This window comes from Streptomyces sp. JJ66 (assembly GCF_019303495.1).
Classification (GTDB): domain Bacteria; phylum Actinomycetota; class Actinomycetes; order Streptomycetales; family Streptomycetaceae; genus Streptomyces.
Window position 1 is genome coordinate 24,791 of sequence record NZ_JAEVFI010000021.1, and the last position, 13,699, is coordinate 38,489.

Here is a 13,699-nt window from a genome sequence, read left to right on the forward strand (position 1 = left end):
GCGGCTCGCCACGACCGCAGACGCCGTCCGGCGGACGGCTTTGTTCAACGGTCAACTTCTCTGCCAGACCGGGGAGCTGGCAAGGAGTCAAGCGCCACAGGTCCTACTGGTTACTTCCGGTAGGACCCGCCCCGGCAGGAACGAGGTAAAGATGTGTGACCTGATCAACCGCATCTGGGCCCGCCCTCGCGGCGAGTGGACCCGCGTTCTGAGAAAGGAACTTCCCGCGATCGCGGACGAGGTCGTAAAAGTGCTCCAGCGAAGCATTCCGGAATTTTCCACCCTTCCCTCGGTAAGTGACCGGGATGATGCGAAACGGGCTGTTGAAGACGCCCTTTTGACCGTCCTGGGGTACCGTGAGAAGGACGAGGGGCCACCGGCGGCGGCCGGGGGAGCCGTCTCCGCCCCCGTGCCCATCGACCGCGCCCGGCGCAACCTGTTCGCCGCCCTCACCGGCGACCCCTGCGCCCCGGAGACGGCACTGAGCGACCTGGCCCGGTCCGCCCGGTGGCCGCTGCCCGAGCGGGTGCGCGCCGTCGTCCTCACCTCACCCGGTGACGCCACCCAGCTCGCCGTCGCACTCGGCGACACCCTGCTCAGCCGGGCCGACGCCGAGACCTGCCTGCTGGTGCCCGACAAGGGTGCCTCCACCCGCAGCCTGCTCGAACACGTGCTGCGCGGCCGGCTCGTCGCCGTCGGGCACCCGGTACCACTGGCGGAGGCGGCGTCCTCGCTGCGCTGGGCGCGCCACCTGCTGGCCCTCGGCCGCACCGGCCCGGCCCCCGACCCCGCGTTCGTCGACGACCACCTCACCCTGCTGCTGATGCTCCAGGACGAGTCGCTGACCCGGGCCCTCAGCTGCCGCTGGCTCAGCCCACTCGACGAGTTGACGCCGCGCCAGAGCGAACGGCTGGAAGCCACCCTGCTCGCCTGGCTGGAGGGCGGCGGCGCGCCGGAGGCGGCACGCACGCTCCAGGTGCACCCGCAGACGGTCCGGTACCGGCTCCGGCAGATAGAGAAGCTGTTCGGGCCCGCCCTGCGTGACCCGCGCACCCGCTTCGAGCTGGAGATGACCCTGCGCAGCCGCCGTCTGCTGGCCCAGCTGCAGCGCCGTCAGTCGCGGGCCGTACGACGCGCCCGGGCCGTCGCCGTCGGCATGCGCCCCCTGGGCGTGGCCCGCGAGGCGCGGGTGAACGGGCTGTGAGCACCACAGCCTGACGCCGCCCCCCAACCGCAGCGGCCCCAAAGCCCTCACCCGGCTCCGGGGCCGCTGCGGCATGCCCGAGGGCGGATACACCCACCCCGTTGCCAGCGCACCCCGCTGGCCGGGCAGCCGAAACCGGACTCGCCAGCCCGCTCGCCCCCGCCGCCGAGGTCCGCGCCCGGCGTCCGCACCACCCGGCCTTCCGCGTCGCCGTGTCGTGCCGCCCCTGCCCGCCCGGGCCTCCATGCCCCGTCATCGTGCCCCCGGGCGCGCCCCCGCGGTCCCACCCTCAAGCCCGCTGCGGTCCCACCGTCAAGCCCGGCCCCCGCGAGCCCGCCGCCCGGGCGGTGCCCCCGGAGACGTCTCCGCCACCGTCGCACGCCAAGGGCCCGTCCCAGCCAGGCCGGGACGGGCCCTTCACGTGCGGACGCCTGGTGTCACCTCCTTACCGGCACGAGCGGCCTTCGTTGACGCACTCCACCACCTGCCGCATCAGGTTCTCGTCCATGACGTTGATGAAGTCACCGTGGTCGGTGACCGGCTTGTGCAACTGCTCGGGAAAGCTGTCCACCGCGAAGGCCATGCCCTGCGGCACGTCGTAGACGATGCGCTGCACCAGCTGCGGAATGGCGGTGAAGCCCCTCGGACACGAGCCGTCCCGCTGGGCGAAGGCCACGTGGTCACGGTGGTTGGCGCTGTCGGTGTTCCGGCCGTCCCAGCAGCTTTGGAACTCGAACGTGCGCACCACCTGGCTGCCCTGGGGGCAGATCGGGTACTTGTCGGTCAGCTGCCGGTCCTCGAACCCGGTGCAGCTCCAGGAGGCGTTGGCGTTGTCCAGGCCGTTGGTGAACGCCTTCGCGTCGCCGGTGATGATGCGCAGGAACCGTGGCATCTCGGTGACCTGGGAGACCGGGCTGCCCCGGAAGATCAGGTCCACGTCGGCTGGCTGGAGGATGGTGCCGAGGTTGCCGTCCAGGTGCCCGCCGGCCCCGCCGTTCTCGGTGCCCCGGAAGTCCTTGCGGCCGTCCAGCTGGCGCAGCACCGGCCAGTAGTGGCTGGACTGGTCACCGTTTTGACAGGTCGTCCGGGCCCGGGCCAGGTCCCGGTCGCCGGTGAAGGCGTCCGTGGCCAGGTTGCCGACGTAATCGTGCACATGGTGGGCGCCGTTGCTCACTCCCGGGTTGACGATGACGTTGTCGGAGTTGAAATGCTCCTCCTCGTTCGTGCCGCACTCGTTGATGAAGGTGCCCGTAGACGCGTTCCGCCCCAGCGCTGGCTGACGCACGTTCGGCTGGACGACGGTGATGTCCACGAAGTCCTCGACCACCGGTCCGCCGAACTTCTCCACCCCCTCCCACGGCTCCATCCGCTGGCCCAGCACCTCGCCGTCGCGCACCTGCCCGGCGGAGTCGTCCTCGCGCACCTCGCAGCGGTTCAGCTGCTCCAGCTCCTGGGGGGAACCGCCCGCCGTGCGGATACTGCTCGTGATCTCCTCGATGCTTCCCGTCCGGTCCCCCGCCAGCTCCGAAAGCACCGAAGACGTGGCCCACCGGCCGGAGTGCAACCGCTCGTAGGCGGTCGCCACCTGAGCGTCTAGCTCCGCCAGACCCTGGCCCACCGGCACCTTGGCCTCTTGGGGCACGTCCCGCAGGGCCAGGCTGACGTCCGGGCAGTCGATGGTCTGTGCCACCGGGCGTACCTGCTCCCGCTCCTGCTCCCCGGAGCTGAATCCGGCCGATGCGTTGGTCGCCACGAGGGCCGTTCCGCCCGCGCCGAGGGCCAGGGCGGCCAGCGCCGCCACCGTCCGCGTCGTCTTGCGGGAGCGTTTATGCGCCTGTTTTCTCATGGGGTGACTCCACTTCGTTGGACCGGGCAGGACCGGCGTGGGCCCTGGGCGTCCCGGCAGGTGGCGGGGCGGGCGGCGCCGTGGCGGCGAGGGACTCGAAGTCCACCAGTCCGGTGTTCTCCAGGACCGTGATGTGGTCCAGCACGACGGTGTTGGCCTGCGTAGCCAGGGAGCGGACCAGGGAGTTGCGGGTCTGAGCCCGCACCTGGGCGACCAGGGCGAACACCTGACCGTGCGCACGGCGCGTCAGGTTGGCGAAAAGCCGGTCGAACGCGTCGCCGCTCGCGGCGTTCAGCTGCGTGAGCCAGCCCCGCTGTTCCTCGGTGGGCTGATTGGCCAGCTCGACGCCGAGCGCGCGCCCGGTTTCGATGGCCCTCTCGTCCAGCTCGGTATGGCCCTCGACGAGATGGTCCCCGGCCGTGCGCACCGACTCCCGGGCGCTGCGCTCCTGGGCCTGGCGCCCGGCAGGCAGTTCCCACAGCCCGGCCAGCCGGACCTTGCGCACGAAGTCCCGGTCGAGCGGAGTGAGCGGTCCGTACTCGGTGCTCACCGTGCCCTGGCCGTCGTCCTCCCAGCCCTGGGCGGACGCGGCGGCCGCTTCGACGCCGCCGAACTTCTGCACCGGGAAGAGCAGTGCCACGAGCGTGGCCGCGAGCGCGGCGATCACCAGCATCGTGCCCAGCGATCGGCCGGACGCGAGAGGCGGGCCGTTGACGTGGCGCATACGTCCTCCTCGGTGCACGGGCGCCCTTGGTGCACCGGGACGCTAGCGCGCGGGGAGGAGGCCGCCGGCCGGCTTCATCCGGAGCCGACAAAGACCGGTGGGCCGTGCCGGGAGCCTGTTACGTTCCGCGCGGGCCAGTTGGCCGCGGGCGGCGGCCCGGCGCCGCCCCGGAGGTCACCGCTCCGGGCCGGGACCCGCCGCCGTCGGCTTCCCGCCGCTCGCCCCCTGCCGCGTAACCGGGCCTACCGCGTGATCGAAGCCGGGCCCACCGCGTGGGAGAACGGCTGCGTACGCCAGTCGAGACCGGCTGGCAGCGTCAACAGCGCGGCGGCGTCGGCCTCCTGAGCCGTGCCGGCGTCGAGTTCGGCGTCCGTCACCGGGAGCCCTGAGCCCTGGCACACCGTCAGCCCGAACGGGTTCCACGGCGTGGCGCACAGCGCGTGCTCCGGCAGGCTCTCCTCCTCCGCCAGCAGCGCGATCGGCTGCGCGCACCGCGGGCAGCGCACCCGGTAGATCTCCACGGAGTCGTAGGGTTCGTCCGCCTCCTCGGCGGCTGGTTCGACACCGTCGCCCGCGGCGGGCCCGAGCGGCGCGGCATCGGAACGGAGCGGGTTGGTCTTCGGCATGCATCCCCCTCGGATGGACCGGCCGGACCACGCCCTGAAACGGCTGGTTTCTCGGCCACAGCAAGCATTTCCCATAGGGGCCCGCGCGTAATCTCCGCCACCCCGAGCGCTGCGCGGCACGTGATGTGTCCTTGCTCACACCCGGCGTGCACGGGGGCTTCCCCCCGGGCGTTCCCTGTGCCGGAGTGCGCCGGGCAGAGTAGGTTGAGCTGCTGTGGAGGAGCTGGACCGGCAGATCGTGCAGTTGCTCGTCAAGGACGGGCGGATGAGCTACACCGACCTGGGCAAGGCCACGGGCCTGTCCACGTCGGCGGTGCACCAGCGGGTACGGCGGCTGGAGCAGCGCGGCGTCATCCGTGGCTACGCCGCCATCGTGGACGCCGAGGCCGTCGGCCTGCCCATGACCGCGTTCATCTCCGTCGCCCCCTTCGACCCCAGCGCCCCCGACGACATCGCCGAGCGCCTCGCCGACGTACCGGAGATTGAGGCGTGCCACAGCGTGGCCGGTGAGGAGAACTACATTCTCAAGGTGCGGGTGGGCACGCCCATCGAGCTGGAACACCTCCTGGCCCGCGTCCGTACCCTGGCCGGAGTTTCGACCCGCACCACGGTGGTCCTCTCCACGCCGTACGAGGCCCGCCCGCCTCGCGTCTGACCGGGCGGGCCGCCCGCCCGCCCCCGCGCGGCCGGTGCCTTCCGCAGCCTCCTTCGGGCATCCCGGCCCACCTCGCCGGTACCACCGGGGGCGTCTTCGCCCGGCCTCCGGCGCGCGCGTCCGGCCGGGCGCCCCGCGCCCCCACCCCGCGCGGCGCCCGTCCGCGTCCAGGCGCGAGACTTGGCCCATGACTGAGCGCGCCAACCCCCGTGAGAACTCCCGCACCGTCCTGCTGCGCGGCGGGAACGTCTACAGCCCGGCCGACCCGTTCGCCACCGCGATGGTGGTCGAGGGCGAGCGCGTCGCCTGGATCGGCTCCGAGGGCGCCGCGGACTCCTTCGCCGACGGCGTAGACGAGGTGGTGCGGCTCGACGGCGCGCTGGTCACCCCCGCGTTCACCGACGCACACGTGCACACCACCGCCACCGGTCTCGCGCTCACCGGCCTCGACCTGACCGCGTGCCCCTCGCTGGCCGACGCCCTGGCCCGCGTCCGGGCCCATGCCACCGCCCGCCCCGGCGACCGCGTGCTGCTCGGTCACGGCTGGGACGCCACCGCCTGGCCCGAGCAGCGTCCACCCTCCCGGGCCGAGCTGGACGAGGCCACCGGTCACCGCCCCCTCTACCTCACCCGTGTCGATGTCCACTCGGCGCTGGCCACCACCGCCCTGCTGGACCAGGTCACCGGCGTCCGCGAACTGCCCGGCTTCGCCGCCGACGCCCCGCTGACCGGCGCCGCCCACCACGCCGTCCGCGCGGCCGCCCACGCCGCCGTCACCCCCGCCCAGCGCACCGACGCCCAGCGCGCCACCCTGGCCCGCGCCGCCGAGCTGGGCATCGGCGCGCTGCACGAGTGCGCGGGGCCCGACATCTCCGGCGCCGACGACCTGACCGCCCTGCTCGCCCTCGCCGCCCAGACGCCCGGGCCCCGCGTCTACGGCTACTGGGCCGAGACCGTCACCGGCGCGAGGGACGCCCAGCGCGTCCGCGAACTCGGTGCCGTGGGCGCGGCCGGAGACCTCTTCGCCGACGGCTCCCTCGGCTCGCACACCGCCCACCTGCATACCCCCTACGCCGACGCGCCGCACACCGGCGCCGCCCACCTGGACGCCGACGCCGTCGCCGCGCATGTCACCGCGTGCACCAAGGCCGGGCTCCAGGCGGGGTTCCACGCGATCGGCGACGCCGCGCTCACCGCCGTCACCCAGGGCGTCCGCGCCGCCGCGGACCGTCTGGGCACCGGCCCCGTCCGCGCCCTGCGGCACCGCGTCGAGCACGCCGAGATGCTCACCTCCGCCCACGTCGCCGCCTTCGCTGAACTGGCCCTCATCGCCTCCGTCCAGCCCGGCTTCGACGCGGCCTGGGGCGGGGAACACGGCATGTACGCCCAGCGCCTGGGGGCCGAGCGGGCCCGCACCCTCAACCCCTTCGCCGCCCTCAGCCGGGCCGGTGTCCCGCTCGCCTTCGGCTCCGACAGCCCGGTGACGCCACTCGCCCCCTGGGCCGGGGTGCGGGCCGCCGCCTTCCACCGCACCCCCGGGCACCGCATCTCCGCGCGCGCCGGTTTCACCGCCCACACCCGTGGCGGCTGGCGGGCGCTGGGCCGCGACGATGCCGGTGTCCTCGTGCCCGGCGCCCCGGCCGACTACGCGGTGTGGCGCACCGGCGAACTCCTCGTGCAGACCCCCGACACCCGCGTCGCGGACTGGTCCACCGACCCGCGCTCGGGCACCCCGGGCCTGCCCGACCTCAGCCCGGGCGCCCAACTGCCGCTGTGCCTGCGGACCGTGGTCGGCGGCCGGACGGTCTTTACGCGGCCGAACGAGTGATCTGCGAGCGTCGTCCCTACGCCGAAAGGTGCGGCCGCCGCACGGGGCCGCCGCCCCCGGACCATGCGCCTGAACTGCTGGTTTGACGCGGTGCGGGACTAAGACACAGGTCAAACGGCTGTTGACAGGCGGGCGTCGGAGCCCGGTAGGTTCGGCGGAGTCCACCACAGGACGTCCGGTCGGGGGTTCCCCCGCGCCAGCGGAGCCAGGGCCAGCGCCCGCGGCACGGGGCGGAAGGTTTCGTCTGACCGGCAGGTGTGACCCGGGTGGGGCCCGGTCGCTCAGTAGACAACGGCTTTCGGTTGATCCGCAGCCAGCGGGTCCCAGGTCGGCCCGAAGGGCGCCGGGCCCCGACCGCAGTGTTCGCGGTCTCGCCGGGGAGGGCTTGCCCGGGGAGGTGGCGGGGGTCCGGGGGCTTTCCCGTGCCCGGCGATCCGTTGTCTACCTGAGGCCCGCAACGCCCGCCCGTCGTTGTACGGTCACCTCAGATCCCCCTCCCTGCAGGAAGGCCGCCACCGTGGCACCGGGCCCCGACACGACCCGTGGACCCCACTGCGCAGAACCCGCCTCCGCCCGCCCCGTGCGCACTGCGCACCCGGATGGGGCGGCGGAGCGAGACGCCGGTGAGCCCGCGCCCAGCACCGCACGCCGGAACACCGCCAGCCCGGCGGCCGACGCGTCCGCGGCCGCCGCCGTGCCGGAACGCCACCCGAACTCCCCACGGCGGAACCGGCGCGACCCGGACCCGCCCCCGGCGCAGGACCCCACCGAGCCGCCGGGCCGCCGCACCCGCCGCCTCTGGCCCACCCGCCCGGCCCGCCCCGCCGTCCTGCGCGTCGGCGCCGCCGCGCTCAGCGGTCTCGCCCTGGCCGCCGCCTTTCCCCCGGTCGGCCTGTGGCCCCTGTCGGTCCTCGCCGTCGCCGCCCTCGCGCTGCTGACCCGGCACCGCACCGCCCGCCAGGGCGCCGCGACCGGGCTCGTCTTCGGCTTCGCCTTCTTCACCGGCCTGCTCCAGTGGCTCCGCGTCATCGGCTGGGACGCCGTCATCGGCCTCTCCCTGCTCCAGGCGCTCTTCCTCGCCGCCCTGGGCGCCGGGCTCGCCCGGGTCTCCCGGCTGCCGCTGTGGCCGTTGTGGGGTGCCTGCCTGTGGGTCGCCGAGGAGTGGGCCAGGGACCGGGTGCCGTTCGGCGGCTTCCCGTGGGGGCGGCTCGCCTTCGCCAACACCGGCTCGCCCTTCACGCCGCTGGCCGCGCTGGGAGGGGCGCCGCTGGTCACCTTCGCCGTCGCGCTGACCGGCACCCTGCTGGCCGCCGTGGTCCTGGCCGCGCACCGCCTGCGCCGCCCCCGGACGGCCAGCACCGACGAGCCGGTGCCCGCCCCGGCCCAGCGCGTCCGCGCGCGGCGCACCCTGCTCGGCGCCGCCTCGCTCGCCGCCGCCCTCACCCTGGCCGGGTACGCCGTACCCCTCCCCACCACCGCCGCCGACACGGTGCGGATCGCGGTCGTCCAGGGCAATGTGCAGCAGCCCGGGATGAACTTCCTCGGCCGCCCGATGCTGATCCTGGGCAACCATGTCGAAGCCACCCTCGACCTGGCCGCCGAGGTGGAGGCGGGCCGCGTCCCGCGGCCGGATCTGGTGATCTGGCCGGAGAACGCCTCCGACCTCGATCCGTACCAGTCCGCCGAGGCGTACGCCGCGATCGACCGGGCGGCCGCCGCCGTTCAGGTCCCTATCCTCGTCGGTGCCCTGGTGAACCACCCCACCAACGAGCGCTACGTCGAAAACCAGGGCATCGTGTGGGACCCGCGGACCGGCCCGGGTGATTCCTACACCAAGCAGCACCCGGTGCCCTTCGGCGAGTACGTGCCCTTCCGGGAGCAGCTGAGCCAGGTCATCACCCGCCTTGACCGGGTTCCGCGTGACTTCCTGGCCGGTGACGAGCCCGGCGTCCTGACGGTGGGACCGGCCCGGCTGGGCGACGTGATCTGCTTCGAGGTCGCCTACGACGAGATTGTCCGCGACACCGTCACCGCCGGTGCCCGCGCCCTGGTGATCCAGACCAACAACGCCACCTACGGCAACACCGGCCAGCCCGAGCAGCAGCTGGCCATGTCCCGGCTGCGGGCGATGGAGCACGGCCGCGCCATCGTCACCGCCGCACCCAGCGGCATCAGCGCCGTCGTCGCGCCGGACGGGACGATCGAGCAGCGTACCGAGGAGTTCACGCAGGACGTGCTCTCCGCCGAGCTGCCGCTGCGCGACGGCCGCACTCTCGCTGACCGCGTCGGCTCGGCACCGGAGTGGACGCTCGCTATGGTGGGCCTCTTCTCCTGGGCCGCCGCGATCCTCCACGGCCGCCTGCGCCGTCCGGACGAAAAGGGGACCAGCCGTGACTGACCGCGAGCGCGCGAAGGAGCGGCGCTTCGGCCCGCTGGGACCGGCCCTGGTGATCATCCCGACGTACAACGAGGTGGACAACCTCGCCGCGATCGTGCGCCGCACCCGCGCGGCCGTGCCCGAGGCGCATGTCCTGGTCGCCGACGACAACAGCCCCGACGGCACCGGAAAGCTCGCCGACGAACTCGCCGCCGGTGACGACCACGTGCGGGTGTTGCACCGGCGCGGCAAGGAGGGCCTGGGCGCCGCCTACCTGGCCGGTTTCCGCTGGGGCATGGAGCACGGCTACGACGTGCTGGTGGAGATGGACGCCGACGGCTCCCACCAGCCGGAGGAACTGCCCCGGCTGCTGACCGCCTTGCGCGGCGCCGACCTGGTGCTCGGGTCGCGCTGGGTGCCCGGGGGCCGCGTGGTGAACTGGCCCGCCGGGCGGGTGTTCCTCTCCCGTGGCGGCAGCACCTACTCGCGGATGATCCTCGGCATCCCGGTCCGCGACGTCACCGGCGGCTTCCGCGCCTTCCGCGCCGACACGCTGCGCGGCCTCGGCATCGACACCGTGGCCTCGCAGGGCTACTGCTTCCAGGTTGACCTCGCGAACCGTGCCGTGCGCGCGGGCTATCACGTCGTCGAGGTGCCCATCACCTTCGTCGAGCGAGAGCTGGGGGACAGCAAGATGAGCCGGGACATCGTCATCGAGGCCCTGTGGCGGGTGACGGTATGGGGCCTGCGGTCCCGTTTCGAGCAGGTGACCCGGCCCAGGCACACTGGGAACCATGACCACGCGTGATCCGAGCCGCTACGAGCCACCCTCCGAGCACACCGGCGGCCGGTCCGGCTCGGCCGGTCCCCGCCGCCGCGCCCGCACCGTGCGCCCCCGGCTGCGCACGCTCCTGCCGCTGGCCGTCGCGGCCTGGGTGGTCCTGGAGCTGTGGCTGCTGCTCCTGCTCGGTGACGCCGCCGGTGGGCTGACCGTCTTCCTGCTGCTGGCCGCCGGGTTCGTGCTGGGTGCCGCCGTCATCAAGCGAGCCGGACGCCGCGCCTGGCAGGCCCTGGCCCGGACCCTTCAGCCGCCCGGTACCACGCAGCGGGAGCCCGCCCGCACCCCCTCGGGCGGCAACGCCCCGGCCATGCTCGGCGGGATGCTGCTGATGCTGCCCGGCCTGCTCTCGGACGCCGCCGGCCTGCTGTGCCTCTTCCCGCCCACCGCCTCCCTCCTGCGCCGCGCCGCTGACCGCTGGGTGCGGCGGCACGCGCCCGCAGCCGGCGCCGGCACGCTGGGGGAGGCCCTGCACCAGGCGCGCACCGCCGGCGATCAGGCCCGCATCCACCGCCCGGACGGCAAGGTCGTCCAGGGTGAGGTCATCCGCGACCATGATCCCCACACGGAGCGTCCCCGCGACCCCGGCCCCCGCGACGGAGCCACCGACCCCCGCCGCCCTGGCGCCTGACCGCGCTCGCGGCCGTACGCACAACGGCGCGGAGGCCGGTGGCAGCCCCTCAGGGCTGACTCACCGGCCTCCGCGCCGTATCGTGCCGAGTCAGGTCAGCGCTGGCCGACCCCGGCGGCGCTTACGCCGACTTGCGGCTGTCGCGCGGATGCACCGCGATGTTCATCGCGCCGGAGCGCAGGACGGCCAGCCGCTCGGCCAGCACCTCCTCCAGCTCCTCGCGGGTACGCCGCTCCATCAGCATGTCCCAGTGCGTACGCGCGGGCTTGGTCTTCTTCTCCTCCGGGCCCTCGCCGTCTACCAGCAGAGCCTGGGAGCCGCAGACCTTGCATTCCCACTCCGGCGGGATCTCCGCCTCAACCGAGAACGGCATCTCGAACCGATGTCCGCTCTCGCATGCGTACTCCACGGCCTGGCGGGGTGCCAGGTCGATGCCGCGGTCCGTCTCGTAGCTGGTCACCACGAGTCGCGTGCCGCGCAGAGCTCGCTCACTCATGAATCGTGCCTCCCGGGCTTGTCGCCCACAGGACAGGTGTCGCTGTCGTCGTCATACCGGTCAACGTCCGGTCGGCGGTGAAGATTCCCGAATCGGGACATGCGTCAACGTACCCGGCCCGTCGTAGCCGCCCCTTGTTGTACCCGCCGGTGCCCGCTTTGTCACATCTGAGGGGCGGATGTCACCCGGTGTTTCTTCCTGGTGGACACGCGGTTACGGTCGGACGTGGCGGGCTGAAGGCGTACACTACCGCTCCCGCCGCGCCGGGGCTAAATCCGGCCGGGGTCGGTGTTGCCCACCGCGGCCGCCGCCCGTCGAACCGGTACCCGCAGCAGGAGCAGGAAACCCAGGACGAAGAAGACCACCAGCGAGATGATCGCGTCCCGGTAGCTGCCGGTGATCTGGTAGGTCAGACCGAACAGCAGCGGCCCCAGCCAGCTCGTGCCGCGGTCGCTGACCTCGTACAGCGAGAAGTACTCCGCCTCCTTGCCGCGCGGCACGAGCTGGGCGTACAGCGAGCGGGACAGCGCCTGCGTGCCGCCCAGCACCATGCCGATCGCCGCTGCCAGGCAGAAGAACCACGCCGGCTGCCCGGCTGGCAGGAAGTAGCCGCACGCCACCACCGCCGTCCACGCCACCAGTGAGCCGAGGATCGTCCGCTTGGTGCCGTGGCGCTCGGCCAGTCGGCCCAGTCCCAGCGCCCCGAAGATCGCCAGCACCTGTACCAGCAGGATCGCGCCGATCAGTGTCTCCTGGGCCATCCCCAGCTCCTCCGCCCCGAACACCGACGCCTGCGTGATCACCGTCTGCACGCCGTCGTTGTAGAGCAGATACGCCAGCAGGAACATCAGCGTGAGCGGGTAGCGGCGCAGCTCCCGCACCGTCTGGCCGAGCTGCCGGAAGCCGCCGCCCAGCGACATCCGGGCCCCGGCCACGGTCCCTGGCCGGTCCCGCAGGCGCGCCAGCGGCACCAGCGTGAACAGCGCCCACCACAGACCGGCCGACGACAGGCAGATGCGTACCGCCGTCCCCTCGCTCACCCCCAGCGACTCGTGCCCGAGGAACAGACCCAGGTTCGCCACCAGCACCAGCGCGCCCGCCGCGTACCCGAAGGCCCACCCGCGTGAGGAGACCGCGTCGCGCTCGTGCGGCTCGGCGATCTGCGGCAGATAGGCGTGGTAGACGACGATCGACGCCGCGTACGCCACGTTCGCGGCGATCAGCAGGAAGCCGCCCAGCAGGTAACGGTCGCCGTCCAGGAAGAACATGCCCAGCGTCGCCGCGGCGCCGGTGTAGGCGAACACGCCCAGCAGTGGCTTCTTGCGTCCGGTCCGGTCGGCGACCGCGCCCACCAGGGGCATCACCAGGACCGACAGCAGGACCGACACGGAGATGACGTACGCGAAGTACGAGCCGTCACGCACCGGGATACCCAGCGGGTAAACGTACCCGTCGGCGTCCGCCGCGCTCTTGGCGACCTCCGTCAGGTACGGGCCCAGGAACACGGTGAGCACACTGGTCTGGAAGACCGAGTTCGCCCAGTCGTACCAGTACCAGCCCCGCTGCTCGCGACGGCGTGCCCCCGCGTCGCCCGCGCCGTCCGCGGGCTCACTCACCGCCTTGGACTTCACCTGGCCCCCTCCTCGCCGCGCCCGCCCGGCCGAGTGCCGCACCGGCTGTGGCCGAAACCGTATCCCGGCTCCCGCTCACCCCGTCCAGGCCCCGCGTTCGGCCAGCACCTCGCGCAGCCGCACCAGGTGGTCGGTCATCAGTCCGTCCACGCCCAGGTCCAGCAGCTCCCGCATCTGGTCGGCATCGTTCACCGTCCACACGTGCACCTGCATCCCCGCCCGGTGCGCGGCCCGCACGAAGGCCCGGTCGGCCACGGGTATCCGCCCGTGCCGCACCGGCACCTGCGCCGCCAGCGCGCTCGGCCGCACCGGCACCGGCAGCCGCCATGAGCGCAGCCGCAGGGCCAGGACGCCGGACGTGCCCAGCGACGTCGCCAGCCGCGCCCCCGCCAGCGCCCGCGCCCGCACCACCCGCCGCTCGTCGAAGGAGCCCACACACACCCGGTCCCAGGCGTCCTGCTCCGCCAGCACCCGCAACAGCGGCACTAGCGCCGCATCGGCCTTGACGTCGATGTTCCACCGGGCGCGCGGGAACTCCCGCAGCAGCTCCGCGAAGAGCGGCACCGGCTCCCGGCCGCCCACCCGGGCCCGGGCCACCTCGGACCAGGGCAGGTCGGCGATGCGGCCCCGGGCGTCGGTCACCCGGTCCAAGGTGGCGTCGTGGAAGGCCGCCAGCACACCGTCGGCGGTGGCGTGCACGTCCGTCTCCAGGTAGCGGTAGCCCAGGTCCACCGCCCGGGCGAACGCGAACCGGGTGTTCTCCAGGCCCTCGGCCGTGCCGCCCCGGTGAGCGAAGGCGAGCGGGCGGGGATGGTCGAAGTAGGGATGCGCCGCAGTCGTCAC

The 13,699-nt window shown here is 73.5% G+C and carries 12 protein-coding genes; 6 read left to right on the forward strand and 6 right to left on the reverse strand.

The genetic code is table 11. The annotated features are described in order from the left end of the window. The first annotated feature begins 337 nt into the window (after positions 1-337). A complete protein-coding gene (locus JJV70_RS16175) occupies positions 338-1,204 on the forward strand; it encodes a CdaR family transcriptional regulator (RefSeq protein WP_306823474.1) in 867 nt (288 codons plus the stop codon). A gap of 445 nt (positions 1,205-1,649) precedes the next feature. Here JJV70_RS16175 and JJV70_RS16180 read toward each other — a convergent pair whose 3' ends face one another. The 3 genes from JJV70_RS16180 to JJV70_RS16190 form a co-directional block, all read right to left on the reverse strand. Then, positions 1,650-3,050, reverse strand: coding sequence for a DUF1996 domain-containing protein (locus JJV70_RS16180; RefSeq protein WP_219048692.1), 1,401 nt, complete (start codon positions 3,048-3,050; stop codon positions 1,650-1,652). Next, on the reverse strand, positions 3,031-3,774 hold the full coding sequence (locus JJV70_RS16185) for a DUF4142 domain-containing protein (protein WP_219048693.1): 744 nt from the start codon (positions 3,772-3,774) through the stop codon (positions 3,031-3,033). The genes JJV70_RS16180 and JJV70_RS16185 overlap by 20 nt, the downstream gene beginning before the upstream one ends. Before the next feature lie 242 nt (positions 3,775-4,016). Next, positions 4,017-4,400 (reverse strand): hypothetical protein, encoded by a 384-nt coding sequence (locus tag JJV70_RS16190; protein ID WP_219048694.1) that lies wholly within the window; start codon positions 4,398-4,400, stop codon positions 4,017-4,019. A gap of 214 nt (positions 4,401-4,614) precedes the next feature. Here JJV70_RS16190 and JJV70_RS16195 point away from each other — a divergent pair, with 214 nt between their 5' ends. The 5 genes from JJV70_RS16195 to fxsA all read left to right on the forward strand — a co-directional run bounded on the left by JJV70_RS16195 (position 4,615) and on the right by fxsA (position 10,729). Beyond that, positions 4,615-5,055 carry an Lrp/AsnC family transcriptional regulator gene (locus tag JJV70_RS16195; protein ID WP_219048695.1) on the forward strand — a complete coding sequence of 147 codons (441 nt, stop codon included), beginning with the start codon at positions 4,615-4,617 and terminating at the stop codon, positions 5,053-5,055. A 187-nt stretch (positions 5,056-5,242) separates the two neighbouring features. After that, positions 5,243-6,883 carry an amidohydrolase gene (locus JJV70_RS16200; protein ID WP_219048696.1) on the forward strand — a complete coding sequence of 547 codons (1,641 nt, stop codon included), beginning with the start codon at positions 5,243-5,245 and terminating at the stop codon, positions 6,881-6,883. A 580-nt stretch (positions 6,884-7,463) separates the two neighbouring features. Next, positions 7,464-9,281 (forward strand): apolipoprotein N-acyltransferase, encoded by a 1,818-nt coding sequence (lnt, locus tag JJV70_RS16205; protein ID WP_308294843.1) that lies wholly within the window; start codon positions 7,464-7,466, stop codon positions 9,279-9,281. After that, positions 9,274-10,068, forward strand: coding sequence for a polyprenol monophosphomannose synthase (locus tag JJV70_RS16210; RefSeq protein ID WP_219048697.1), 795 nt, complete (start codon positions 9,274-9,276; stop codon positions 10,066-10,068). Before lnt ends, JJV70_RS16210 begins: the two co-directional genes overlap by 8 nt. Next, positions 10,055-10,729: an FxsA family membrane protein gene (fxsA, locus tag JJV70_RS16215; protein WP_219048698.1), complete on the forward strand. Its 675-nt coding sequence runs from the start codon at positions 10,055-10,057 to the stop codon at positions 10,727-10,729. Before JJV70_RS16210 ends, fxsA begins: the two co-directional genes overlap by 14 nt. Before the next feature lie 121 nt (positions 10,730-10,850). Here fxsA and JJV70_RS16220 read toward each other — a convergent pair whose 3' ends face one another. From JJV70_RS16220 to JJV70_RS16230, 3 genes are all read right to left on the reverse strand, one after another. Further along, the gene (locus tag JJV70_RS16220) at positions 10,851-11,225 is read right to left on the reverse strand and encodes an RNA polymerase-binding protein RbpA (RefSeq protein WP_219048699.1); all 375 of its coding nucleotides are present in this window, start codon (positions 11,223-11,225) and stop codon (positions 10,851-10,853) included. 269 nt (positions 11,226-11,494) lie between these two features. Continuing rightward, on the reverse strand, positions 11,495-12,856 hold the full coding sequence (locus JJV70_RS16225) for an MFS transporter (protein ID WP_308294844.1): 1,362 nt from the start codon (positions 12,854-12,856) through the stop codon (positions 11,495-11,497). Between the two features lie 75 nt (positions 12,857-12,931). Further along, positions 12,932-13,699 carry a glycerophosphodiester phosphodiesterase gene (locus JJV70_RS16230; protein ID WP_308294845.1) on the reverse strand — a complete coding sequence of 256 codons (768 nt, stop codon included), beginning with the start codon at positions 13,697-13,699 and terminating at the stop codon, positions 12,932-12,934.